This window comes from Rhizobium sullae, from assembly GCF_025200715.1.
Classification (GTDB): domain Bacteria; phylum Pseudomonadota; class Alphaproteobacteria; order Rhizobiales; family Rhizobiaceae; genus Rhizobium; species Rhizobium sullae.
On record NZ_CP104143.1, the window covers coordinates 1,058,239 to 1,082,899 of the forward strand.

The 24,661-nt window shown below is 60.6% G+C and carries 21 protein-coding genes, 1 other RNA gene and 1 pseudogene; 22 read left to right on the forward strand and 1 reads right to left on the reverse strand.

Going from position 1 to position 24,661, the window contains the following annotated elements; translation table 11 throughout:
• Positions 1-237: 237 nt before the first annotated feature.
• The 17 genes from N2599_RS05260 (at position 238) to murB (ending at position 18,479) form a co-directional block, all read left to right on the forward strand.
• Positions 238-945: a J domain-containing protein gene (locus N2599_RS05260; RefSeq protein ID WP_027508721.1), complete on the forward strand. Its 708-nt coding sequence runs from the start codon at positions 238-240 to the stop codon at positions 943-945.
• On the forward strand, positions 942-1,703 hold the full coding sequence (locus tag N2599_RS05265; RefSeq protein ID WP_027508722.1) for an N-acetylmuramoyl-L-alanine amidase: 762 nt from the start codon (positions 942-944) through the stop codon (positions 1,701-1,703). The genes N2599_RS05260 and N2599_RS05265 overlap by 4 nt, the downstream gene beginning before the upstream one ends.
• Before the next feature lie 262 nt (positions 1,704-1,965).
• Positions 1,966-2,529, forward strand: a complete 564-nt coding sequence (locus N2599_RS05270; protein WP_027508723.1) for a lytic transglycosylase domain-containing protein — start codon at positions 1,966-1,968, stop codon at positions 2,527-2,529.
• A 54-nt stretch (positions 2,530-2,583) separates the two neighbouring features.
• A complete protein-coding gene (locus N2599_RS05275; protein WP_027508724.1) occupies positions 2,584-3,759 on the forward strand; it encodes an NAD(P)/FAD-dependent oxidoreductase in 1,176 nt (391 codons plus the stop codon).
• A gap of 53 nt (positions 3,760-3,812) precedes the next feature.
• Positions 3,813-4,210: RNase P RNA component class A (gene rnpB, locus N2599_RS05280), an RNA gene on the forward strand.
• Between the two features lie 416 nt (positions 4,211-4,626).
• Positions 4,627-5,067, forward strand: coding sequence for a division/cell wall cluster transcriptional repressor MraZ (mraZ, locus tag N2599_RS05285; protein ID WP_027508725.1), 441 nt, complete (start codon positions 4,627-4,629; stop codon positions 5,065-5,067).
• 14 nt (positions 5,068-5,081) lie between these two features.
• On the forward strand, positions 5,082-6,107 hold the full coding sequence (gene rsmH, locus N2599_RS05290) for a 16S rRNA (cytosine(1402)-N(4))-methyltransferase RsmH (RefSeq protein WP_027508726.1): 1,026 nt from the start codon (positions 5,082-5,084) through the stop codon (positions 6,105-6,107).
• 1 nt (position 6,108) lies between these two features.
• Entirely contained in the window at positions 6,109-6,558 is a 450-nt protein-coding gene (gene ftsL, locus N2599_RS05295; RefSeq protein WP_027508727.1) for a cell division protein FtsL, read from the forward strand.
• Between the two features lie 2 nt (positions 6,559-6,560).
• Positions 6,561-8,312 (forward strand): peptidoglycan D,D-transpeptidase FtsI family protein, encoded by a 1,752-nt coding sequence (locus N2599_RS05300; RefSeq protein ID WP_027508728.1) that lies wholly within the window; start codon positions 6,561-6,563, stop codon positions 8,310-8,312.
• A 6-nt stretch (positions 8,313-8,318) separates the two neighbouring features.
• On the forward strand, positions 8,319-9,836 hold the full coding sequence (locus tag N2599_RS05305; protein ID WP_027508729.1) for a UDP-N-acetylmuramoyl-L-alanyl-D-glutamate--2,6-diaminopimelate ligase: 1,518 nt from the start codon (positions 8,319-8,321) through the stop codon (positions 9,834-9,836).
• A complete protein-coding gene (locus tag N2599_RS05310; RefSeq protein WP_027508730.1) occupies positions 9,833-11,266 on the forward strand; it encodes a UDP-N-acetylmuramoylalanyl-D-glutamyl-2,6-diaminopimelate--D-alanyl-D-alanine ligase in 1,434 nt (477 codons plus the stop codon). The genes N2599_RS05305 and N2599_RS05310 overlap by 4 nt, the downstream gene beginning before the upstream one ends.
• 22 nt (positions 11,267-11,288) lie before the next feature.
• Positions 11,289-12,389, forward strand: a complete 1,101-nt coding sequence (gene mraY, locus N2599_RS05315) for a phospho-N-acetylmuramoyl-pentapeptide-transferase (protein ID WP_027508731.1) — start codon at positions 11,289-11,291, stop codon at positions 12,387-12,389.
• A 7-nt stretch (positions 12,390-12,396) separates the two neighbouring features.
• Positions 12,397-13,809 (forward strand): UDP-N-acetylmuramoyl-L-alanine--D-glutamate ligase, encoded by a 1,413-nt coding sequence (gene murD, locus N2599_RS05320; protein ID WP_027508732.1) that lies wholly within the window; start codon positions 12,397-12,399, stop codon positions 13,807-13,809.
• Position 13,810: 1 nt separating this feature from the next.
• Positions 13,811-14,965, forward strand: coding sequence for a putative lipid II flippase FtsW (gene ftsW, locus N2599_RS05325; protein WP_027508733.1), 1,155 nt, complete (start codon positions 13,811-13,813; stop codon positions 14,963-14,965).
• Between the two features lie 6 nt (positions 14,966-14,971).
• Positions 14,972-16,096 carry an undecaprenyldiphospho-muramoylpentapeptide beta-N-acetylglucosaminyltransferase gene (murG, locus tag N2599_RS05330; RefSeq protein ID WP_027508734.1) on the forward strand — a complete coding sequence of 375 codons (1,125 nt, stop codon included), beginning with the start codon at positions 14,972-14,974 and terminating at the stop codon, positions 16,094-16,096.
• The gene (murC, locus tag N2599_RS05335) at positions 16,093-17,508 is read left to right on the forward strand and encodes a UDP-N-acetylmuramate--L-alanine ligase (RefSeq protein WP_027508735.1); all 1,416 of its coding nucleotides are present in this window, start codon (positions 16,093-16,095) and stop codon (positions 17,506-17,508) included. Before murG ends, murC begins: the two co-directional genes overlap by 4 nt.
• A complete protein-coding gene (murB, locus tag N2599_RS05340; protein ID WP_027508736.1) occupies positions 17,505-18,479 on the forward strand; it encodes a UDP-N-acetylmuramate dehydrogenase in 975 nt (324 codons plus the stop codon). Before murC ends, murB begins: the two co-directional genes overlap by 4 nt.
• Before the next feature lie 99 nt (positions 18,480-18,578).
• On the opposite strand, the gene N2599_RS05345 is transcribed toward murB, so the two are convergent.
• Positions 18,579-19,883, reverse strand: coding sequence for an MFS transporter (locus N2599_RS05345; RefSeq protein WP_027508737.1), 1,305 nt, complete (start codon positions 19,881-19,883; stop codon positions 18,579-18,581).
• A gap of 237 nt (positions 19,884-20,120) precedes the next feature.
• Between N2599_RS05345 and N2599_RS37785 the strand changes: the two are divergent.
• From N2599_RS37785 to ftsA, 5 genes and pseudogenes are all read left to right on the forward strand, one after another.
• Positions 20,121-20,256: pseudogene (locus N2599_RS37785) on the forward strand (LysR family transcriptional regulator); the annotation flags it as partial.
• Between the two features lie 217 nt (positions 20,257-20,473).
• Positions 20,474-21,160 (forward strand): aquaporin Z, encoded by a 687-nt coding sequence (gene aqpZ / locus N2599_RS05350; protein ID WP_027508739.1) that lies wholly within the window; start codon positions 20,474-20,476, stop codon positions 21,158-21,160.
• A 296-nt stretch (positions 21,161-21,456) separates the two neighbouring features.
• On the forward strand, positions 21,457-22,383 hold the full coding sequence (locus N2599_RS05355; protein WP_027508740.1) for a D-alanine--D-alanine ligase: 927 nt from the start codon (positions 21,457-21,459) through the stop codon (positions 22,381-22,383).
• The gene (locus N2599_RS05360; RefSeq protein ID WP_027508741.1) at positions 22,371-23,303 is read left to right on the forward strand and encodes a cell division protein FtsQ/DivIB; all 933 of its coding nucleotides are present in this window, start codon (positions 22,371-22,373) and stop codon (positions 23,301-23,303) included. Before N2599_RS05355 ends, N2599_RS05360 begins: the two co-directional genes overlap by 13 nt.
• The gene (gene ftsA, locus N2599_RS05365; RefSeq protein WP_027508742.1) at positions 23,300-24,631 is read left to right on the forward strand and encodes a cell division protein FtsA; all 1,332 of its coding nucleotides are present in this window, start codon (positions 23,300-23,302) and stop codon (positions 24,629-24,631) included. Before N2599_RS05360 ends, ftsA begins: the two co-directional genes overlap by 4 nt.
• Positions 24,632-24,661 lie beyond the last annotated feature (30 nt).

Sequence of the window (24,661 nt, forward strand, 5' to 3'; positions counted from 1 at the left end):
ATCGTTTCAAGCCCGATTTGCCCGCCGAGACGCGCTGTGGAAAATCTCGAGCAAGCAATGGCAGCCTGTTCGAAAGGCGTATGGAAGTGCGCCTCCGAGTGCTGTCTCTCGGCTGATAAAAGGCTCGACAATTACCGAATTGTGAAAAGTGTTTTCAATCCTACGACCAATCGCCGCCTTGCAAAGGCTATGATTATTTGATCAACGTATTTTCATATTGCGATGCGAGAAACTTCGATGTCCTTCTGGGAAAAACTGCTGAATGCTGTTGGCAACGCTGCGGGCAACGCGCTCTCGGCGATGGTCGAGGCGATCCGCACGGTTTTCGAGGGTGATCCCGAGACCCGTCGTAAGGTCGCATTCTCCGTCGCCATCATCGCGCTTTCCGCAAAAATGGCGAAAGCTGACGGCGTCGTCAGCGAGAAGGAAGTCCAGGCTTTCCGCGACATCTTCTTCTTTCCTCAGGACCAAGCGAAGAATGTTGCCCGCCTCTACAATCTCGCGCGCCAGGACGTTGCGGGTTACGAGGCCTATGCCGCGAAGCTCTCGTCTCTCTGCGTCAGCTGCACCTCCAATTGCGCGGTGCTGGAAGACGTGCTCGACGGCCTCTTCCACATCGCCAAGGCGGACGGGGCGGTCCATGAGAAGGAGATGAATTTCCTTCATCATATCGGCCAGATCTTCGAGATGAGTGAAGAACGTTTCGAGCAGATCGCGGCGCGCCATGTCTCGATCGGCCGGGATCCTTACAAGGTCCTCGGCGTTTCCCCTTCCGACGATTTCCCGACGATCCGCCGCCGTTATCGTGGCCTCGTCAGCGAGAACCATCCCGACCGGCTGATTTCACGTGGCGTCCCCAGGGAGTTCCATGCGATCGCCAATGAGCGCATGGCTGCCCTCAATGACGCCTATGCGACGATCGAGAAGGAACGCCGCGCCGCATGACCTCTTTCGAGGCCGACTACAGCAAGGCTTCCGTGCAGCCGTCGCCGAACCATGGTGAACGCGCGGGCGGGCGCAAGCCGGATATGATCGTTCTTCATTATACGGGCATGCCGACGGCGGAAGGGGCGCTCGACTGGCTCTGTCGCGAGGAAAGCCAGGTCTCCTGCCACTATTTCATCCATGAGAACGGCGATGTCGTTCAGCTCGTGCCGGAGGCGCGGCGGGCTTGGCATGCCGGCACGGGCAGCTGGCACGACGAGGGCGATATCAATTCCCGTTCCATCGGCATCGAAATCGCCAATGCCGGGCATCCGGGCGGTTTGCCGGACTTCCCTAAAGAACAGATTGCGGCGGTGATCGAATTGTGTCGCGATTGCGGCGAACGTTGGTCGATCGCACCGGAAAGGGTGCTTGCGCACTCGGACGTTGCACCCGTTCGCAAGGTCGATCCGGGCGAGAAATTTCCGTGGGCGGAACTGCATCACGCAGGGGTAGGACACTGGGTCGAACCGGCACCGATCACCGGCGGGCGCTTCTTCCAGCGGGGCGATTGCGGCCAACCGGTCGAGGCCCTGCAGTCGATGCTCTCGCTTTACGGCTATGCTACGGAAATCACAGGTGAATTCTCCGACAAGACGGCGGGTGACGTGGAGGCCTTCCAGCGCCATTTCCGCCAGGATCGCGTCGACGGCATCGCCGACTTTTCGACGATCGATACGCTGCACCGCCTGCTTTCGGCGCTGCCGCGCTATTCATGACGCCTGTGTGACACTCACGCAACGGTTTTGCGCAAACAGCCTTGAATGCTGCACTGCCACATGATTTCCCTATTATCTCCTCATTGCGATGGTCTAACCCCGCTCGCTGAACGGCGCTCGCGGCTGTTTTTGTGTGTAGCTGCGAGAGTCAAAATGAAACGATAAGAATTGCTGCGGAACGTTGCCAGTCCTTGGCACGTGAAACGGGAAGACGGCGAGGCGCGCAGTCCGGTAATTCTTTGGGTCGGAGTAACTAGACTACATGAGACATATGATTATTGGTGCAGCGGCATGCGCAAGCTTGCTGCTGGCAGGGTACGGCTGCGCTTTTGCTGGCGATGCAGCTAATAAAAACAAAGATGGGAAAGAGAAAACCCAAACGGTCATTTTCAAGACCGTCGACCGCCAGAGCGGTTATGCAATGCCGGATTTCACAGCCAACAAATATTCCGTTTTGATTGTCAAATACGCCAAGCAATACGATGTGCCTGTCGAGCTTGCCCACGCTGTCGTCCGAGTCGAGAGCAATTTCAACCCGAACGCACGCGGTAGCGCAGGCGAAATCGGCCTCATGCAGATCAAGCCGGCCACCGCGCGCATGATGGGTTACTCGGGAACGAAGAAGGGACTCTTCGATCCGGAAACGAACATCAAATACGGCATGAAATATCTGGCGGCAGCCCACGATCTCGGCGGCGGACAGACCTGCAACACCATCCTCAAATACAACGCCGGCCACGGCGCACGGAAGATGAACCCGGTCTCGAAAGCCTATTGCGGCAAAGTGCTGGTCCTTATGTCAAGCGCGGCGCAAACCTCGATTTAAGAATATGAATCACATCGGCCGCCATGTTATCTGGACCTCGAAGCGAGGTGAGATATGGCGGCTGATTTCAAATATATCGTCGTCGGCCGCGGGATGATGGGCGCGGCGGCGGCGAAGCATCTGGCGAAACAGACGGGCGGCGTGGCCGTGATCGGTCCCGACGAACCGGAAAACCGCAAGGCGCATCAGGGCGTTTTCGCCAGCCATTACGACGAGGGCCGCATCACCCGAACCGTCGATCCTGATCGCGACTGGGCGCTGCTGGCCAATCGTTCGATCGCCCGATACGCGGAGATCGAAGCGGAAAGCGGCCTCGAATTCTACACCGAAGCGGGTTGCGTCTTCGTGGCGCCGGCGCAGAGTGATTATATCGCCAACACGGCAAAAGCCGCTGCATCGCTTGGTGTCGAAACGAAAGTGCTCGACGAGGCAGGCCTCAAGGCAACGTTTCCGTTCTTTGCCCTGCCGGACGGCTGCGAGGGCGTATTCCAGGTAAAGGGCGCCGGACATATCAGCCCCCGCAAGCTCGTAAAGGCGCAGTCGATTATCGCGGAAATGGCGGGTGCAACAGTCGTTCGCGACTATGTCACGGCGATCCGCGACGAGGGCGGGGTGGTCGCTGTCGAGACTTCGGAGGGCAGGACGTACACGGCGAAAAAGGTGCTGCTTGCGGCGGGCGGTTTTTCCATTGGCGAGAATCTGTTGCCACAATCCGTCGATATGTCGGTTCATGGGCGAACGGTTACACTGTTCGAGGTGAGCAAGGCGCAGGCAGCGGATTTCGTCGCCATGCCGTCGCTGATCCTCAATGCGCCCGGGATCGACATCTATCTGCTGCCGCCGATCTGCTATCCCGATGGAAAATTCTATCTGAAGATCGGCGGCGATCCCGATGACTACCGACTTGGGACGGAGGCGGAACTGCGCGCCTGGTTCCGCACCGAGGGGCGCCCGGCGGCGCGTGATTATCTGATGTCGGTCGCCCGCCGTATTGTTCCGGATTTGAGGCCGCTTTCCGTTTCGACAGCGGCCTGCGCCGTCTCGCACACCAAGGGCGGTTATCCGATGATCGGCTATACTTCGTCTCCGCGGCTTGCGGTTCTCACCGGCTGCGCAGGCACTTCGGCGAAAAGTTCCGACGAGATCGGCCGTCTCGGAGCCGAACTGCTGCTTGAGGGCAAAATCGCGGATCAGGGCTACGCAACGGATTTCACAGCCGCTTTCCGGTAACATCCGCATATTTCTGGTGGCAATCGGCGGCGCTCTCGGTTATTTGAGCCCTGCCAGTTGGCCGGGCAGCCGCGCTTTACCAATGCCGAAAGGCGGTAAGGTGAGGAAAGTCCGGGCTCCACGGAAATACGGTGCCGGATAACGTCCGGCGAGGGCGACCTCAGGGAAAGTGCCACAGAAAGCAAACCGCCTGCGCTTGCGCAGGTAAGGGTGAAAGGGTGGGGTAAGAGCCCACCGCGTCTCCGGCAACGGCGACGGCACGGTAAACCCCACCGGGAGCAAGACCGAATAGGGATGACGTGGCGGGCGAAAGCCCGCCGGCCGGTTTCCGGGTCAGTCATCCGGGTGGGTTGCGTGAGGCAGCGTGCGAACGCTGTCCCAGAGGAATGGCTGCCACGTTCCGGTTTCGGCCGGAGCCATACAGAACCCGGCTTACAGGCCAACTGGCGATTAACTTCTGTGGCAAGGGCCTCCGGTCGGGAGGCACTCATTCTCCTGATTCTTCAAGATTTTCTTTTATGGCGACGCCCGAAGGCACGCATGTTTTTCTATTTTCATCGATGCTTTCTGGGACGGCGGGCGAGCCGGTCCTAACCCTTTATTAAACTTAACAGCTTATAAATTTTCGATACTGCGCTCATCGCGAGACGGGCGTTTCCCATTGACGCCCATACGGTCCCATGCTATCCCATAACTGCACTGCACGAGGGCGATCAAGCGCCCATCAATCGCAAAGACAAGGCGTCTTCCTCTTCGGAGGCGCCGGATGGAATCCTGTTCATCCGGCTGGCGAAGCTGTGCCTGAATTTGGGGGTTCCGGGCGTAAGATGTCGGTTCGGGCCCTTTCGGGAACGGATGTTTCGTGTCATGAGCCGCTTCCTTTCAAATGCGACCAACCGGATCGATTCCAAGGGCAGGGTTTCCGTGCCTGCGGCCTTTCGCTCCATTCTGGCGCAGCGCAACGTCCAGGAACTTTATTGCTTCCAGGACTTTGTGTTTCCGGCGATCAGCGTCGGCGGCCCGGACCTTCTCGAAAGGTTCGAGCGGCAGATTGCTGCGGAGGATCCGTTTTCGTCGGATGCGAACGAGATGTCGCTCCTTATCCATGGGGGCGGGGTCTTCATGAAGCTCGACGCCGAGGGGCGGTTGATGGTCACGGATTTCATCCGCGACTTTACCGGCATCTCGGACGAGGTGGCCTTCGTCGGTCGGGCGGATCATTTTCAGCTGTGGCAGCCGCAGGCATTCCAGGCGGCCCAGATACAGGCACGAGGGGAGCGCAGGCTGGCGGGCAGGCGCTCCGGATAGAACGAGGGTACGGAATGGCGGCGAATCCTGGCGGAGGTTCAACTGATGCCGGTGGCGGACCGGTTCGCCACATTCCGGTTCTTCTTGCTGAGGTGCTTTCGGCCCTTCAGCCAGCTCCCGGCAAAATCATTCTCGATGGGACCTTTGGTGCCGGCGGCTATACGTCGGCCATTCTTGATGCTGGCGCCGATGTAATCGCGCTGGACCGGGACCCGACGGCAATTGCGGCTGGCCAGGATATGGTCGCTGCCCATGGCGGCCGTCTCAGCCTCGTCCATGCACAGTTCTCCAATCTGGCTGACTATGCGCCTGCCGGCGGGCTCGACGGCGTCGTGCTCGATATCGGCGTTTCCTCGATGCAGATCGACGAGGCCGAACGCGGCTTCTCCTTCCAGAAGAGCGGCCCGCTCGACATGCGCATGTCGGCTTCCGGCGTTTCTGCCGCCGATGTTGTCAATCGCGCAAAAGTCGCCGAGCTCATCCGCATCTTCCATTTCCTCGGCGAAGAAGATCAGGCGCCACGCATCGCGCACGCGATCGAGAAGCGCCGGGCCGAAAAGCCGTTCGAAACGACGCGCGATCTCGCCGGGCTCATCGAGGTGGTGACGCCGCGCAAGATGAAGGACAAGATTCATCCGGCGACCCGCGTTTTCCAGGCGCTTCGCATCTTCGTCAATGACGAGCTCGGCGAGCTCGGGCAGGCGCTCTTTGCTGCCGAGCGCGTCTTGAAGCCGGGCGGCCGTCTCGTTGTCGTCACGTTCCATTCGCTGGAAGATCGTATCGTCAAGAAATTCTTCTCCGACCGCGCGGGCAAGGCGTCCGGCTCGCGCCATCTGCCGATCGCGCATGAGCGTGCCGCGACTTTCGAACCGGTTGGAAAATCCATGATTGCTGCAAGCCAGGCTGAAGCCGAGGCCAATCCGCGGGCGCGTTCCGCCAAGTTGCGTGCCGGAATGCGCACCAATGCGCCGGCCGAAGCTGCGGATATGGCGATCTTCGGATTGCCCAGTCTTGCCAGCCTTGGAAAGCTTGGAGGTTGATATGCTGAGAACGTTCGACGTCGTCCTTATCGGTATCATGACGGCTGCGGCCACCGTGACCTATACGATCAAGCACCGCGCGGAACTGAAGCTCGAAGAGGTCAATCGCCTCGAGGCCGAGATCAAGCTCGAAAAGGATACCATCGATCTGCTCAAGGCCGACTGGGCGCTGCAATCGCAGCCGAACCGGCTGGAGCGTTTGGTGAACAGCTATAATGATGAGCTCAAGCTGCAGCCGACGGACTCGACCGCGCTCGTACAGGTGCGCGAGCTGCCGATGTTGAAGTCGCAGGTTCCGGTTCCGGAAATCACCGAAGCCAAGAACAGCAAAAAGCCCGATGGAAGCACGGGTACGGCCCTCGCTGCCAAGGCGCTGCCGAAGCCTGTTCCGCAGGCGCGCGCCGAAGAGCCGCAAGACGAAAACCTGATGTCAACTGGATCGGTGGAGTAGCCATGTCGTTTCTCTCTCGCATCATGGTCCTGAAAAGCCAGGCGCATTTTTCCTCCGGCGTCTATAACCGCTTCGGTGGCCCGTCGGGCAGCTTGCCGCTCGAGGGTTCGCGCAAGAAGAAGGCCGGTCAGGCCAAAAGTCGCGTCGGCCTGCTGATCCTCGGGTTCACCGCGCTTTACGGCGTCATCGGCGGGCGCCTCGTCGAATATGCGATGAAGGATCCGGAAGTCGTTTCCAGCATCCTGCCGCCTGACCGCCTGATGGCGTCGCGGCCGGATATCCTCGACCGCAACGGCGAGGTGCTGGCGACCGACATCCGCACGGTTTCTCTCTTCGCCGAACCGAACAAGATCGTCGATGCAGACGAGGCGATCGAGAAGCTTTCGACCATCCTGCCCGATCTCGACGTGAAGGGCACTTATAAGAAGCTCTCGGTCAAGAGCTCGCATTTCGCGTGGCTTCGCCGCCAACTCACCCCGAAGCAGCAGAGCCAGATTCTGGCGCTCGGCATTCCCGGTATCGGCTTCCGCCCTGAGAAGCGTCGCTTCTATCCGGGTGGTCCGACGGCCTCGCATATTCTCGGTTACGTCAACATCGACAACCGCGGCGTCGCCGGCATGGAGAAATACATCGATGACCAGGGTCTTGCCGATCTGGCATCGGTGGGCATGACCAGTGACCAGCCGCTCGAGCCAGTCAAGCTCTCGATCGACCTGCGCGTCCAGAACATCGTGCGCGATGTCGTGATAAACGCGGTCACCAATTACGAAGCCAAGGGTGCGGGCGCGGTTGTCCTCAATATTCATACCGGCGAAGTGCTCGGTATGGCCTCTGCGCCGGACTTCGACCCGAACAATCCGCAAGAGGGTGCCAAGGAAGGCTGGCTGAACCGCATGTCGAACGGCACGTTCGAGATGGGCTCGACCTTCAAGACCTTCAGCACGGCCATGGCGCTCGACAGCGGCAAGGTCAGCATCAACGATAGCTTCGATGCGAGCCGTCCGATCCGCATCGGCGGGTTCACGATCAACGACTTCCATGGCAAGCGCCGCTGGCTGACGGTGCCGGAAATCTTCGAGTATTCGTCGAACATCGGCACGGCGAAGATGATCGATATCGTCGGCATAGAGCTGCAGAAGGAATATCTGACGCGCTTCGGCTTGCTCACCAAGATGCAGACGGAACTGCCGGAAGTGAAGATGCCGAGCCAGCCGAAAGTCTGGAAAAAGATCAACTCGGTCACGATCTCCTTCGGCCACGGCGTCTCGACGACGCCGCTGCAGACGGCTGTTGCGGGTGCTGCCCTCGTCAATGGCGGCAAGCTCATCGAGCCGACCTTCCTGCCGCGCACCCGCGAGCAGGCGGACGAGACGGCCGAGGTCGTCGTCAAGAAGAGCACCAGCGACGAAATCCGCTACCTGTTCAAGCTAAATGGCCTCAAAGGGTCGGGGCGCAACGCCGACGTACCGGGCTTCAACGTCGGCGGCAAGACAGGCACGGCCGACAAGGTCGTCAACGGCCGCTACGCGAATGACCTGAATTTCAACGCGTTCATCGCAGCGTTCCCGATCGATAATCCACAATATGTCGTGCTGACGTTCTGCGACGAGCCGCACAACGGCGAAAAGGGCCAGACCATCGCCTCCTACACGGCTGCGCCGATGGTCAGGAACATCATCCGGCGTGCCGCGCCCATCCTCGGTATAGAGCCGCAATTCGGTGAAGACGGATCGGCCTTGCTGGTGTCTTATTGAGTGTGAATGAATAAAAGCGCCGATTCGCGTGGGGTGGGCGGCGTGAGAGAGAAAAGACATTCGATGAAACTGCGGGACATTGCCGGAAGCGCATTTCCGGAAATCAAGGAGCAACTCGAAGGGCCGGTCGGAGGACTGGAAATTTCCGGGCTTTCCGCCGATAGCCGCAAGATCGAAGCAGGAATGGCATTCGTTGCCGTGGCCGGCTCTAAGGCGGACGGCGCGGGCTACATCGCCGATGCCGCCAAGCATGGCGCAGCCCTTGCCGTGTCGGCCCAGGCCGTCGAGGCTTCTATTCCCGTCCTGGCGGTCAAGGAACCGCGCCGTTTTCTTTCCGTCGCCGCATCGCATTTCTATGGCAGGCAGCCGGAGACGATGGTTGCCGTAACCGGCACGGCGGGCAAAACCTCTGTTGCTTCCTTCACGCGCCAGATCTGGGCCTATGCCGGACATCCGGCGGCGATGATCGGCACGACCGGCGTCGTTTCGCCGACGCGCAATGAATATGGTTCGCTGACGACGCCCGATCCGGTTTCGCTCCACAAGCTGCTGGCTGATCTTGCCGACGAGGGCGTGACGCATGCTTCGATGGAGGCGTCGAGCCATGGTCTCGACCAGTGCCGGCTGGATGGCGTGAAGCTTTCGGCTGCAGCCTTCACCAATCTCGGCCGCGATCACATGGATTATCACCCCACGGTCGAAAGCTACATGGCCGCCAAGATGCGGCTTTTCGAAACGCTGCTGCCGAAAGGTTCGCCCGCCGTCATCTTCGCCGACGATGCCTGGTCCGCGCAGGCGATCAAGGCGGCGAAGGATGCGGGCCATGATGTCCGTACCGTGGGCCGCAAAGGCGATTATCTGACGCTCAAGCGGGTTGAGCACTTCCGCCACAAGCAGGTCGCCGAAGTGCATATCTATGACGAAATTTTCGAGGTCGATATTCCACTTGCCGGCGATTTCCAGGTCGCCAATGCGCTGGTTGCCGCGGCGCTTGCCATGTCCACCGGCGTTCCGGCCAAGATCGCGATGGCCGCCCTCGAAAAGCTGCAGGGCGCCTCGGGCCGTCTCGAGCTCGTCGGGCATACGAAGGATGGTGCGCTTGCCTATGTCGACTACGCCCACAAGCCGGATGCGCTGGAGAATGTACTGAATTCGGTGCGCCCTTTTACGACCGGGCACGTGATCGTCGTCTTCGGCTGCGGCGGCGACCGCGACCGAGGCAAGCGTCCGATCATGGGCGAGATCGCCTGCCGCCTGGCTGACGTAGTGATCGTCACGGACGACAATCCGCGCTCGGAGGAGCCGGCTTCGATTCGCGCGGAGATCATGGCGGCTGCACCCTGTGCCCTCGAAATCGGCGATCGTTCGCAGGCGATCTACGAGGCCGTCGCCATGCTGAAATCCGGCGATACGTTGATCGTCGCTGGCAAGGGGCATGAGGAAGGGCAGACCATCGGGAGCGTGACGCTGCCGTTCTCGGATCATGCCGAAGTGCGCGAAGCTTTGGAGGAGCTGAAATCGTGAACTGGCTCTGGACCACCGATGACATGGTTGCCGCGATGACGGGCCGCCCGTTCGGCACGCTTCCTGAAGGCATCACCGGCATTTCCATAGACAGCCGCTCGATCACGCCGGGCGAGGCCTTCTTCGCCATCAAAGGCGACCGGGTCGACGGCCATGACTTCGCCTCGATGGCGATGGCCAATGGCGCCGCACTTCTCGTCGTCAGCGAAGCCCGCCTTCCGGGGCTCGGCCGTTTGACCGTTCCGATGATCGTCGTCGACGATGTGCTGGCAGCACTCGGCCGGCTTGCCGTCGCCTCGCGTCAGCGTTCACGGGCGCAGATCATCGCGGTGACCGGCTCGGTCGGCAAGACGACGACGAAGGAAATGCTTCGCCACGTTCTTTCGCCATCCGGCAAGGTGCACGCCTCTGTCGCCTCCTTCAACAACCACTGGGGCGTGCCGCTGACGCTCGCGCGGATGCCCCTCGATACGCATTTCGGCGTCTTCGAAGTCGGCATGAACCATCCGGGCGAAATCCGTCCGCTGGTTGAGATGATCCGGCCGCATGTCGCCGTCGTCACGACCATCGCTCCGGCGCATCTCGGCAATTTCAAGAGCATCAAGGAAATCGCCGCGGCGAAGGCGGAGGTTTTCGAAGGCCTGGTGCGCGGCGGGCATGCCGTGCTCAATCGAGACAGCGACCAGTACAATTTCCTCGAACGGACAGCGCAGTCGCTCGACATCGAGAACATCCATTCCTTCGGCCAGCACGCGAAGGCCGAGTTCCGCCTTGCGGAATTCAACGGCTCGGACGAAAGCTCGGCACTCTGGCTAACGATCGACGGCGACACGTTCGAGGTGGCGATCGGCGCGCCCGGGCGGCATATCGCGGAAAACGCGCTGGCCGCTCTCGGCATTGTGACGCTCGTCAATGCGGACCTCGACAAGGCGATCGCAGCGCTGGCCACCCTGCAGCCCGAAAAGGGCAGGGGCCGCCGCCACAAGTTGTCGATCGGCAACGGCAGCTTCACGCTGATCGACGAAAGCTACAACGCCAACCCCGCCTCGATGCGCGCGGCGATCGCGCTGCTTGCCGCAGCCGATCCGGCTGGCCGCGGGCGCCGCATCGCGGTGCTCGGCGACATGCTGGAAATGGGCGAATACGCGCAAAAGGTCCATTCCGACCTTTCAGGGTCGCTTCTTGCGGCCGGCATCGAACATGTCTGGCTTGCGGGCAAGGATATGCTGGCGCTGAAGGAATCGCTTCCCGACAGCGTGCAGGTCGAATACCGCGAGACGACAGAAGAACTCACGGAATTTGTATTGAACTCGGTCGCGCCGGGCGACGTGTTGATGGTGAAATCGTCCTTGGGGATAGGCTTCGGCAAGATTGTCGCCGCGCTCCTTGACAAGTTTGCGCCATTTGCAGACACGCAACGCGAACGTTGACCGGGTAAACAAGGGGCCCTGAATGCTAATTTGGCTAGTCGAACTGTCGGACCAACTGAAATTTCTGAACCTGTTCAGATACATTACCTTCCGTACAGGCGCCTCTCTCTTCACGTCCGCACTGATCGTCTTCCTTTTCGGGCCGATGATCATCAACTCGCTCCGCATCCGGCAGGGCAAGGGCCAGCCGATCCGCGCCGACGGGCCGCAGACGCATTTCAAGAAGGCCGGCACGCCGACGATGGGCGGGCTGATGATCCTTGCCGGCATTGTCGGCGCCTCGCTGCTCTGGGCCGACCTTTCCAACGTCTATGTGGTGGCGACACTGCTCGTCACCCTCGGCTTCGGTGCGATCGGCTTCTATGACGACTATCTCAAGGTCACGAAGCAGAGCGACAAAGGCTTTTCGGGCAAGGCGCGCCTGGGCATCGAGTTCGTCATTGCGGGCATCGCCGTCTACTTCATGATGCGCACCGCGCTTGCCTCCGGTACCGCAGGCTCGACCTTCGGCTCCTCGGTCGCGTTCCCGTTCTTCAAGGATTTCCTGGTCAATCTCGGCATCATGTTCGTGGTCTTCGGCGGCTTTGTCATTGTTTCGGCTGGCAACGCCGTCAACCTGACGGACGGCCTCGATGGCCTTGCGATCGTTCCGGTGATGATTGCCGCCGCCTCCTTCGGCATCATCGCCTATCTTGCCGGTAACGCTGTTTTCGCGAACTATCTGCAGATCAATTTCGTGCCCGGCACTGGCGAGCTTGCCGTGGTTCTCGGCGCAGTCATCGGTGCGGGTCTCGGCTTCCTCTGGTTCAACGCGCCGCCCGCCGCAATCTTCATGGGCGATACCGGTTCGCTGGCGCTTGGCGGCACGATCGGCACCGTTGCCGTCGCCACCAAGCACGAGATCGTCATGGCGATCATCGGCGGCTTGTTCGTCGCGGAAACGCTCTCCGTCATCATCCAGGTCGGTTTCTTCAAGATGACCGGGCGCCGCGTCTTCCTGATGGCGCCGATCCATCACCATTTCGAGAAGAAGGGCTGGACCGAAAGCCAGGTGGTCATCCGTTTCTGGATCATCGCCGTCGGCCTCGCGATGCTCGGCCTTTCCACCCTGAAGCTGCGGTGAGGCGGTCATGATTCCTGTCACGACGCTTGCAGGAAAGAAGGTCACGCTGTTCGGGCTTGGTGGGTCCGGATTTGCAACGGCCCGCGCGCTCATCCTGGGCGGCGCCCATGTCACGGCCTGGGACGACAATCCAGACAGCGTCACGAAGGCGGCCGCGGAAGGAATCCATACCGAGGACCTCAGAATCGTCGATTGGAGCGTTCAGTCGCTCTTCGTGCTCTCACCGGGCGTGCCGCTCACGCATCCGAAGCCGCATTGGACGGTCGATCTCGCCCGCGCCGCCGGTGTCGATATCGTCGGCGATGTCGAACTCTTCGTGCGCGAGCGCCGGGCGCACGCGCCGGATTGCCCGTTCATCGCCATCACCGGCACGAATGGCAAATCGACGACGACCGCCCTGATTGCGCATATCCTGAAATCCAGCGGCCGCGACACGCAGCTTGGTGGCAACATCGGAACGGCGGTACTGACGCTCGATCCTCCGAAGGCCGGACGCTATTATGTCGTCGAGTGCTCGTCCTACCAGATTGACCTCGCGCCGACACTGAATCCCTCCGCCGGCATTCTGCTCAACCTGACGCCTGATCATCTCGATCGACATGGCACGATGCAGCACTATGCCGGCATCAAGGAGCGGCTGGTTGCTGGCAGCGGTACCGCCATCGTCGGCGTCGATGACAGTCATTGCGAAATGATCGCCGACCGCGTCGAGCGAGCTGGAACGAAGGTGGTCCGCATTTCACGCCGCCATCCGCTGGCCGATGGAATCTTTGCTGAGGGTACGAAGCTCATACAGGCTTCTTCCGCTGCGGTTCGACCGCTTGCCGATCTCGACGGCATCCAGACGTTGCGCGGCGGCCACAATGCACAGAATGCCGCCGCCGCGGCCGCAGCTTGCCTTGCCGTGGGCGTTTCGGACGAAGAGATTCGCGCCGGGCTTGCCTCGTTCCCCGGTCTCAAGCATCGCATGCAGCCGGTCGGGACACGCGGCAATGTCATCTTCGTCAACGATTCGAAGGCGACGAATGCGGATGCCGCAGCGCCCGCGCTTTCCAGTTACGATCGGATCTACTGGATCGCCGGTGGTCTGCCGAAAGCGGGCGGCATCACGACGCTTGCGCCGTTCTTCCCGTACATCGCCAAGGCCTATCTGATCGGCGAAGCGGCGGCGGAATTTGCCGCGACGCTCGGCGAGGCCGTGCCCTATGAGATTTCGGGGACGATGGAGCGCGCTGTCGCGCATGCCGCGGCCGACGCGGAAAAAGATGAAACTGGTCCTGTCGCGGTGATGTTATCCCCGGCTTGCGCAAGCTTCGACCAGTACAAGAACTTCGAAGTCAGGGGCGATGCATTTGTCAGCCATGTGGCAGCGCTCGACGGAGTGACCATGCTGATCGGTTCGGCAACAGGAGATAAATGACATGGTGAGCCGTGCGGAACGTGGGCCTTTGGCCGATTGGTTTTGGACCATCGACCGCTTTTTCCTGGCGATGTTCATCTTCCTGATGGGCGTCGGCTTCATGCTCTCCTTTGCGGCCTCGCCCGCCGTTGCCGAGCGCATCGGGCTCGAGCCGTTCCACTTCGTGAAGCGGCACGCGGCTTTCATGATCCCGTCGATCGCCGTTATGATCGGACTTTCCTTCCTGACGCCGCGGCAGGTGCGGCGGACCGCCATCCTGCTGCTTGTCATCTCGCTCGCCATGATGGTGCTGGCGCTTTTCTTCGGCATCGAGGTCAAGGGCTCTCGGCGCTGGGTGACGCTTGCCGGTATCTCGGTCCAGCCATCGGAATTCATGAAGCCCGCCTTCGTGGTCGTCTGCGCCTGGCTCTTTGCCGAGCACGCGCGTCAGCCGGAAATCCCGGGTAACCTCTTTGCGATCATCCTCTTCGGCATGGTCGCGGCACTGCTCGTTGCCCAGCCTGACCTTGGCCAGACGATCCTGACGACCGCCGTTTGGGGCGGCATGTTCTTCATGGCGGGCATGCCATGGATATGGATCGTCCTGCTCGGCGTCTGCGGCGCGGGCGGCTTGTTCAGCGCCTATTACGTCTTCCCGCATGTGGCGGGGCGAATAGACAAGTTCATGACCGGCGAGGGCGACACGTTCCAGATCGACACCGCCCGCGAGGCCATCATCCGCGGCGACTGGTTTGGCAAAGGACCCGGCGAGGGCATCGTCAAGCGCATCATCCCGGACGCGCATACCGACTTCATCTTCTCGGTCGCCGCCGAGGAATTCGGCATCGTCTTCTGCATCGCGCTCGTTCTGCTCTTCACGGTCCTTGTTTTGAGGGGGTTATCGCACGCATATAAGGAGAAGAACGACTTCAACCGGTTTGCCGTCGCGGGGCTTGTGCTCCAGATGGGCATCCAGTCGATCATCAATATCGGCGTCAATCTCGAGCTGCTTCCGGCAAAGGGCATGACGCTGCCGCTGATTTCCTACGGCGGTTCGTCCATGGTCGCGATCTGCGTGACCGCCGGCTTCATTCTCGCGCTGACGCGCCATCGCCCGGAAAAACGGGCACAGGAGCGGAGCTTCTTCCGCATGCCGCACGGAATGCCGGCGGAGTAAAAGCCGATGAGCAAAGGTATCATCCTGCTCGCCGCCGGGGGCACCGGCGGCCACGTGTTTCCAGCAGAGGCTTTGGCATATGAGCTGAAGGCGCGCGGTTATTCCGTGCATCTCGTGACAGACAGCCGTGCCGAGCGCTTTGCCGGCAAGTTCCCGGCGGAGGAGATTCATGTCGTGCCGTCCGCGACGATCGGCTCGAAGAATCCGGTTGCGGTCGCGCGCTCGCTCTGGACGCTCTGGACCGGAATGCGGGCCGCGAAGAAACTGATCCAGCAGCTGAAGCCTGCGGTCGTCGTCGGTTTCGGCGGATATCCGACGGTTCCGCCGTTGCTTGCCGCCACGCGTCTCGGCGTGCCCTCGATGATCCACGAGCAGAACGCTGTGATGGGCCGCGCCAACAAGGCGCTAGCGCAGCGCGTCCAGGCGATCGCCGGCGGGTTCCTGCCGGAAAATGGCGGCGCTTATCCGGAAAAGACCGTGACGACCGGAAATCCCGTGCGTCCAGCAATCATCGAAGCGGCGAAGGTGCCGTACAGGCCTTCGCACGCCGGCGAACCCTTCAATCTCGTCGTCTTCGGCGGCAGCCAGGGAGCGCAGTATTTCTCCAAGGCGATGCCGACGGCAATCAGCCTGCTCGACGACGAACTGCGTGCCCGGTTGCGCATCACCCAGCAGGTGCGTCCCGAAGATATGGAGATGGTGAGTGGCTGCATCGCAAAGCTTGAGATGGGAGCAGATATCGCGCCGTTCTTCACCGACATGGCGCAGCGCCTTGCGAACGCGCATCTCGTGATCTGCCGCTCGGGCGCTTCGACCGTTTCGGAAATTTCGGTGATCGGCCGTCCTGCCGTGCTGGTGCCTTATCCGCATGCACTTGATCACGATCAGGCAGCGAATGCCGCAGCGCTTGCCGCGACCGGGGGTGCGAAGGTCATTCCGCAATCGGAGCTCTCCGCGGAGAAGATCGCTTCGATCCTGGCGCACGTGATGAACGACCCGGAAAAGCTCGCCCGCATGGCGGCCGCCGCAAAGCAGGCCGGGAAACCGGACGCTGCGAACTTGCTTGCGGGCATGGTTGAGGCTATTGCCGCCGGACGTACAGTTGCAGAGTTCAAGGGGACACAGTCATGAAAATGCCGAAGGCGATAGGCCTTGTCCATTTCATCGGCATCGGCGGCATCGGCATGAGCGGCATCGCCGAGGTGCTACACAATCTCGGCCACCGCGTGCAGGGATCGGACCAGGCCGACAGCGCAAACGTGCAGCGCCTGCGCGATAAGGGCATCGAAGTCTTCGTCGGGCACAGGGCGGAAAACCTGGGTGACGCCGAAGTCGTTGTCGTCTCGACCGCAATCAAGAAGAACAACCCGGAGCTTGTCGCCTCGCGAGAGAAGCTGCTGCCGGTGGTGCGCCGCGCCGAAATGCTTGCAGAACTGATGCGATTCCGCAATGCGATCGCCATCGGTGGCACGCATGGTAAGACGACGACGACATCGCTGGTCGCCACGCTGCTCGATGCGGGCGGGCTCGATCCGACTGTCATCAATGGTGGCATCATCAATGCCTACGGCACGAATGCCCGTATGGGCGAGGGCGAGTGGATGGTCGTCGAGGCCGACGAGTCGGACGGCACATTCCTGAAGCTTCCCGCCGATGTGGCGGTCGTGACGAATATCGATCCGGAACATCTCGACCACTACGGCAATTTCGACGCCGTGCGCACCGCCTTCCGGCAGTTCGTCGAGAACGTACCCTTCTACGGCTTCGGCGTCATGTGCCTCGATCATCCGGAGGTGCAGGCTCTCGTCGGCCGCATTGAGGATCGCAAGGTCATTACCTATGGTGAAAATCCGCAGGCCGACGTGCGCTTCATGAATGTGCGCATCGACGGCGCACGGTCGATCTTCGACGTTGAAATCCGCCGCCGGCGCACGGGGCAAGTCATCAGGCTCGACAATCTCGTAATGCCGATGCCTGGTCGGCACAACATTTCGAATGCGACGGCGGCGATTGCGGTCGCCAATCGTCTCGGCATTTCGAGCGTAGATATCGCAAAGGGGCTCGCCTCCTTTGGCGGCGTCAAGCGGCGCTTCACGCTGACCGGCGAATGGAACAGCGTGCAGATCTTTGATGATTACGGCCATCATCCGGTCGAGATCAAGGCCGTGCTGCGGGCCGCGCGCGAGGCCTGCAAGGGCAGGGTTATCGCCGTTCATCAGCCGCATCGCTACACACGCCTTTCCAGCTTGTTCGAAGAGTTCGCCGCCTGCTTCAACGATGCAGACAGCATTTTCCTTGCTCCGGTCTATGCCGCGGGTGAAGATCCGATCGAAGGCGTGGATTCTGAGGCGCTCATTTCGCGTATCAAGGCGGGCGGTCATCGCGATGCGCGTTTCCTTGCCAACCAGGAGCTTTTGCCGGAAATGGTCGCGGAGATTGCAAAGCCCGGCGATTTTGTGGTTCTGTTAGGTGCTGGGAATATAACTTACTGGGCAGCAGCGCTGCCAAAGCAACTGGAAGGTCTTTCGGGAAAGTCTGCATGAAACAGGTGAATGGGGAAAAGCTTCTCGAGACTCTCGGAGAAGGCGTTAAGGACATCCGCGGCCGCATCACGCCGGATGCCCCCATGGACCGTGTCACCTGGTTCCATGCAGGCGGCCTTGCCGAGCTGATGTTCCAGCCGCATGACGAGGCGGACCTGATTGCCTTCCTGAAAATTCTTCCGAAGAGCGTGCCGTTGACGGTCGTCGGCGTCGGTTCGAATATTCTCGTACGCGATGGCGGCATTCCCGGCGTTGTGCTGCGCCTGTCGGCTAAGGGATTCGGTTCGGTTGAACTCGCGGGTGAGAATCGCATTCTCGCCGGCGCCATCTGCCCGGACAAGCATGTGGCTGCGATGGCGATGGACAACGGCATCGGCGGCCTGCATTTCTTCTACGGCATCCCGGGCAGCATCGGCGGTGCGGCGCGCATGAACGCCGGCGCCAACGGCAGCGAGACCCGCGATCGCCTCGTCGAGGTCAATGCCATCGATCGCAAGGGCAACAAGGTCGTGCTGTCGAATGCGCAGATGGGATATTCCTACCGCCATTCCAAGGCTTCGCCCGATCTCATCTTCACCTCCGTGCTTTTCGAGGGCTATCCGGAGGATCGCGCGAAGATCCGCGCCGAGATGGATGCCGTGCGCAATCATCGCGAGACGGTGCAGCCGATCCGCGAAAGGACCGGCGGTTCAACCTTCAAGAACCCGGAGGGCCACTCGGCCTGGAAGCTGATCGACGAAGCGGGCTGCCGCGGTCTCGTCATCGGCGGCGCGCAGATGTCGTCGCTTCACTGCAATTTCATGATCAACATGGGGCAGGCGACGGGCTACGATCTCGAATATCTCGGCGAGCAGGTCCGCCGCGAGGTCTTCGAAAATTCCGGCATCAAGCTCGAATGGGAAATCAAGCGCCTCGGCGTCTTCATGCCAGGGCGCGAGGTGCGCCCGTTCCAGGGCGTGACAAGCGAGTAGCTGCTATTCGCAGGAAAATTGCCACGCTGCGTGATAGAAATCAAAAAGCCGCGACGGGAAACCGTCGCGGCTTTTTTTGAATTTCACAAGCAATCCGGATCAGACGTCGTCGCGGCCGGATGCCAGGATGCAGATCAGCGTGATCACGGCAGCGAGGCCGAGATAGTAGCCGACATAGAGCATGCCGTAGTTCGCCTGCAGCCAGGTGGCGATGTAGGGCGCCAGCGAGGCGCCGAAGATGCCGGCAAGGTTGAAGGTGATTGACGAGCCGGTGTAGCGCACTGGGGTCGGGAAGGGGGCCGCGAGCGCCGTGCCGATCAGGCCGTATGTCATGCCCATGAGTGCCATTGCGACAATGGCAAAAATGACGATGCTGCCTTCGCCGCCGGCCATCAGGCCAGGCAGGAAGAATGAGAAGATACCGATCAGGACCGTGGTGAGGATCAGCACTTCGCGGCGTCCGAATCGCTCAGCGAGCTTGCCGGCGATCGGGATGAAGATGCCGAAGGCCACTGAGCCGACGATCTGGATTTCCAGCGCGTCCAGGAACGGGATCTTCAGGACCTTGACGTTGTAGGATAGCAGATAGGCCGAGCCGATGTAGAAGAGCACGAAAGTGGCAAGCGCCACGAAGGTGCCGAGGAACAGGCTGCGCTTGTGCTTGCGGAAGAGCTCCGCGACCGGCACGGCAACGCGCTCATGCTTGTCGATCGCCCTCTGAAAGGCAGGCGTTTCGGTGATCGACAAGCGAACCCAGAGGCCAATGACGATCAGTACGATCGAGGCGATGAACGGAACGCGCCAGCCCCAGCTCAGAAGCGCCTCCTGCGAGATGACATGCAGCAGCAGCCAGAAGACGCTGGACGACAGGAAAAGGCCGACGGGTGCACCGAGCTGCGGGAACATGCCGTACCAGCTGCGCTTGCCTTCCGGCGCATTCTCGGTTGCAAGCAGAACGGCACCACCCCATTCGCCGCCAAGGCCGAAGCCCTGACCGAACCGGCATAGAGCGAGCAGAAGCGGCGCGACGACGCCGATCGATTCGTAGGAGGGCAGGAGACCGATGATGACCGTGGAGATACCCATGGTCAGGAGAGCGGCGACCAGCGTCGTCTTGCGGCCGATCCTGTCGCCGAAATGACCGAAGACCACAGCACCCAGCGGACGGGCGAAGAAGGCGATCGAGAAGGTGGCAAAGGAAGCGAGAAGGGCGGTGGTCGGATCGTTGTTCGGGAAGAACAGCGTCGGGAAGACCAGGACGGCTGCCGTCGCATAGACATAGAAATCAAAGAATTCGATCGTGGTGCCGACGAGGCTCGCGATCAGAACGCGCGCCGGGGAATTGACTTGCGCAATGTTCGATGAAGCGGAGGTCGGCGATACGGGAGATATCGCGTCAGACATTTTTATTCCATTCGGGATTTATCAGGAGCACCCTTGGGTCGAAGGGGTCTTAGAACACTATTGCGTTGAACATGTAAATTCTATCTGCGTGCGCATCAAGTGAGATACTATCTGGAATATAGATAGATCTCCGCTTTCATGGGTCAGTTGGAGACCTTCGTTGCCGCCGAACATGGTCGCTCTCTGCTATGGGCCGGGCTTTACAAAAGGCGCCGTCAGCACTCAGGCTGCAAGAAACTCGAGGAGGATCTTGGTCTCAAGCTGTTCGACCGATCAGGACGCAATCCAGCACTCACTTCAACCGGTGAACGGCTCCTGCTTGAAGCCAAGGTGACCCTTGGACCGTCGAGAGCACCTGATCAGTGCCGCCAGCCTCAGATGTTCCAGACTCCTTCAATACGCAATTTCAATTCCGCAAACGCCGAATGAGCAGGAAAGTGATGAAATCCGATACGCCGGCACCCAATGATTTCTTCTCGCGCATCATGGTCCAGCCGTGTGGGCCGCTACCCAAAATTGAAGGCATTGACGCGAATCGCTTTCAAGCGGCGTCTTCGTTCTCTCTCTGGTTGAGAGCGAAGGAGGAAAATATGCAGAAAAGTCTTATTGCAGAGTTTTTGGGAACGTTCTGGCTGGTCTTCGGCGGATGCGGCAGCGCCGTTCTTGCCGCGGCCTTTCCGGAACTTGGTATCGGTTTTACTGGTGTCTCATTGGCGTTCGGTCTGACCGTTCTGACGATGGCTTACGCCGTGGGCGGCATTTCCGGCGGACATTTCAATCCGGCTGTTTCCATAGGCCTTGCTGTTGCTGGCCGATTCCCGGTGGGACGCCTCATTCCTTACATCGTCGTGCAGGTGATCGGCGCCATTGCGGCGGCCGCGCTCCTCTATCTCGTTGCGAGCGGCAAGGCCGGTTTTGAATTGGGAGGCTTTGCCTCGAACGGTTATGGCGAGCATTCTCCGGGCGGCTATTCACTGATCTCGGCATTGGTCATCGAAGTCGTGCTGACGCTGTTCTTCCTGATCGTCATCCTGGGTTCGACGCATGGCAGGGCACCTGCGGGCTTCGCACCGCTTGCGATCGGCCTGGCGCTGACGTTGATCCACCTGATCTCGATCCCGGTGACGAACACCTCCGTCAATCCTGCGCGTTCGACTGGTCAGGCTCTTTTTGTCGGCGGTTGGGCTCTGCAGCAGCTTTGGCTTTTCTGGCTGGCGCCGATTGTCGGCGGCGCGCTTGGAGGGCTTGTCTGGAAACTGCTCGACAAGGACGACTGAGGGCGGCCTTCACGGTCTATCCAGCAAACCCGCACGGACCATCTGTGCGGGTTTTTTCACGTTGTGAACGAACTTCAGCATGTTGCCGCAACGTGCTGATTGGAGTCGCAAGCTCCTCCGCGCCGCTGACTCCAGGAAGAGGTCGAGAACTCTCCAAAAGGCTTCGGTTAATAAAAGTAAACACTTCATTAACCATAATGTTGTCATATCGCTCCCATGTCTGAAGCGAAGCGGATTCGCGGGCAAGCTTGGTGCAAGCCTCGAAAATCAGGCTGAGATTTATTTTGGGGGTATGTATGAGTCGCAAGCATGTTGCTGTCCTGATGGGCGGATTTTCCTCGGAGCGGCCGGTGAGCCTGTCTTCGGGAACGGCTTGCGCGGACGCTCTCGAAGGTGAGGGCTTCCAGGTTACGCGGATCGATGTCGATCGCGATATTTCCGCGAAGCTCGCGGCGCTTCGTCCCGATGCCGCCTTCAATGCGTTGCATGGCCCCTTCGGCGAGGATGGCACCATTCAGGGCATCCTCGAATATCTCGAAATTCCCTATACGCATTCCGGCGTTCTTGCCTCGGCGCTTGCGATGGACAAGGGCAAGGCCAAGGGGGTTGCCGCAGCGGCCGGTATTCCTGTGGCGCAATCGGAAGTCATCAATCGTTTCGCCTTTCCGGCCGAGCACCCGATGAAGCCGCCTTATGTCGTGAAGCCTGTCCGGGAAGGCTCCAGCTTCGGTGTCGTGATCGTTCAGGAGGATCAGGCGCATCCGCCGCAGATCATCAGCTCACCGGAGTGGCGCTATGGCGAGGAGGTCATCGTCGAGCGGTATGTCTATGGGCGGGAGCTCACATGCGGCGTCATGGGCGACAAAGCTCTCGGCGTGACCGAAGTGGTGCCGCAGGGCCACAACTTCTATGACTATGATGCGAAGTACGCTGCCGGCGGCTCAAAACATGTCATCCCGGCGAAAATTTCACCGAATATTTACCAAAAAATACAAACATTGGCACTAAGGGCGCATCAAGCAATTGGTTGTCGCGGGGTTAGTCGGTCCGACTTCCGTTATGACGACCGGTTCTCCGAAGATGGTGAAGTTATCTGGCTGGAAGTGAATACTCAGCCGGGCATGACGCCAACCTCACTTGTGCCTGAAATGGCCGGCCATGCCGGTTATTCCTTTGGTGAATTCTTGCGTTGGATGGTGGAGGACGCTTCTTGTTCTCGTTGACGGTTAAAAGGATGGGGCGCCCGAGCCGTCAACCGAGCATCGCTCTTGCTGAGGGCGATGGGCGGATGATTCTCCCGCGTCCGCTGCGCCGCGTCGTGCGCTTCCTCGTCAGTCTCGGAACTGGCCGTATCCACATTCCCGCGCATACCGGGACGATTTCTGCGCTCGCATTCCTTGCGGCGACCGGTCTCTACGGCATGTCGCTCGGCGGCCATACGGAAACGGTCGCGCAGGCGGCGACCACGGCTGCCGGTTTCGCGATCGAGGATGTGAAGGTTTCCGGCAATTCGGAAACCTCCGAGATCGAGATCTTTGAACTCCTTGGCCTAGACGGAACGACGTCGCTGGTGGCGCTCGATGTCGATGCTGCGCGCCGGAAGATCGTCAAGCTTCCCTGGGTCGAAAGCGTCGAGGTCCGGAAGATTTATCCGAAGACGATCGAGGTTAAGCTCAAGGAGCGCCAGGCCTATGCGATCTGGCAGCACGGACAGGAGCTTTCGCTGATCGAACGGAATGGCAGCGTCATTGCGCCGCTTCGCGACAACAAGTTTTCGACGCTGCCGCTCGTTGTCGGCCGCGATGCAGAAAGTGCTGCGGCTTCGCTCGAGGGCGAGTTCTCGAAATGGCCCGACATTACGTCGCGCGTCAAAGCTTACGTCTGGGTCTCCGGCCGCCGCTGGGACCTGCATATGGATAACGGCGTGGTCGTGAAGCTGCCGTCCGAGGATGTCGATCAGGCGCTCGCCAGGCTCTCGAAATTCAACAAGGAACAGGATCTTCTGGCGCGCGACATCGCAGCCGTCGATCTCAGGCTGGTGGACAGGACTGCGATCCAACTGACCCCGGATGCCATTGCGCGCCGGCAGGTCGTTCTCGATCAGCGGACCAAGGATTTGAAGAAGGCGGGGCAGAATATATGAGCTTGTTCGGTTCGTCCCATTTCGGATTGCCGCGCCTGAAGCCGCTTTCGTCGAAGCGGTCGCACATCGTTTCGGTGCTCGATATCGGCTCGACTAAGGTCGTTTGCATGATCGGCCGCCTGACGCCTCGCGAAGAGAGCGCAATCCTTCCGGGCCGCACGCACGATATCGAAATCATCGGCATCGGCCACCAGCGCTCCCGCGGCATCAAGACCGGTGTCATCGCTGATCTCGATGCGCTCGAAGGCGTTATCCGGCTCGCCGTCGATGCGGCCGAGCGTATGGCGGGCCTGACCGTCGAAAGCCTGATCGTCAATCTGACGGCCGGCCGTCTCGGCAGCGACATCTATACGGCGACGATCGATCTCGGCGGCCAGGAAGTCGAGCTGAACGATCTCAAGAAAGTGCTTGCCGCAGCCTGCCAGCAGTCGCTGCGCCAGGATCGCGCTGTGCTGCATTCTCTCGCAACCGGCTTCTCGCTCGACGGCGAACGCGGCATCCGCGACCCGCTGGCGATGTACGGCGATGAGCTTGGCGTCGACATGCATGTCGTGACTGCCGAACGCGCCGCGTTAAAGAACCTCGAGCTCAGCGTCAATCGCGCGCATCTCTCCGTCGAGGGCATTGTTGCTACGCCTTATGCTTCCGGTCTTGCAGCACTCGTCGACGACGAGGTCGAACTCGGCTGCTGTGCGATCGATATGGGCGGCGGGGCGACGACGATCTCGGTCTTTGCCGAAGGCAAGCTCGTTCACACGGATGCCGTCGGTCTTGGGGGCCTTCATGTCACGACCGATCTGGCGCGCGGCCTTTCGACCCGTATCGAAGACGCAGAGCGCCTGAAGGTGGTTCACGCTTCGGCGTTCTCGAACTCCTCCGACGAACGCGAGCTCATCTCGATCCCACCGATCGGCGAAGACGAGCGCGATCAGCCGACGCAGGTGCCGCGCGCGCTCGTTTCGCGCATCGTTGGTGCACGCATCGAGGAAACGATGGAATTGATCCGCGACCGGATCCAGCGTTCAGGCTTCAGCCCGATCGTCGGCAAGCGCGTCGTGCTGACAGGCGGCGCAAGCCAGCTCACCGGCCTTGCGGAAGTGGCGCGGCGCATTCTTGCGCGCAACGTCCGCATCGGCCGTCCGATGGGTGTCTCGGGCCTGCCGACGGCAGCCAAGGGTCCGGCCTTTTCGACGGCGGTCGGCCTGATGATCTATCCGCAGGTCGCGGACATGGAAACACATGCGTCACAGAGCGGCCTGCTCATGTCGCTTGGGGGTAATAACAGCCGCATCGCCCGCATGGGCCAGTGGCTGAAGGAAAGCTTCTGAAATTGAGTGAATTGGCCGGCGTGGCGATGC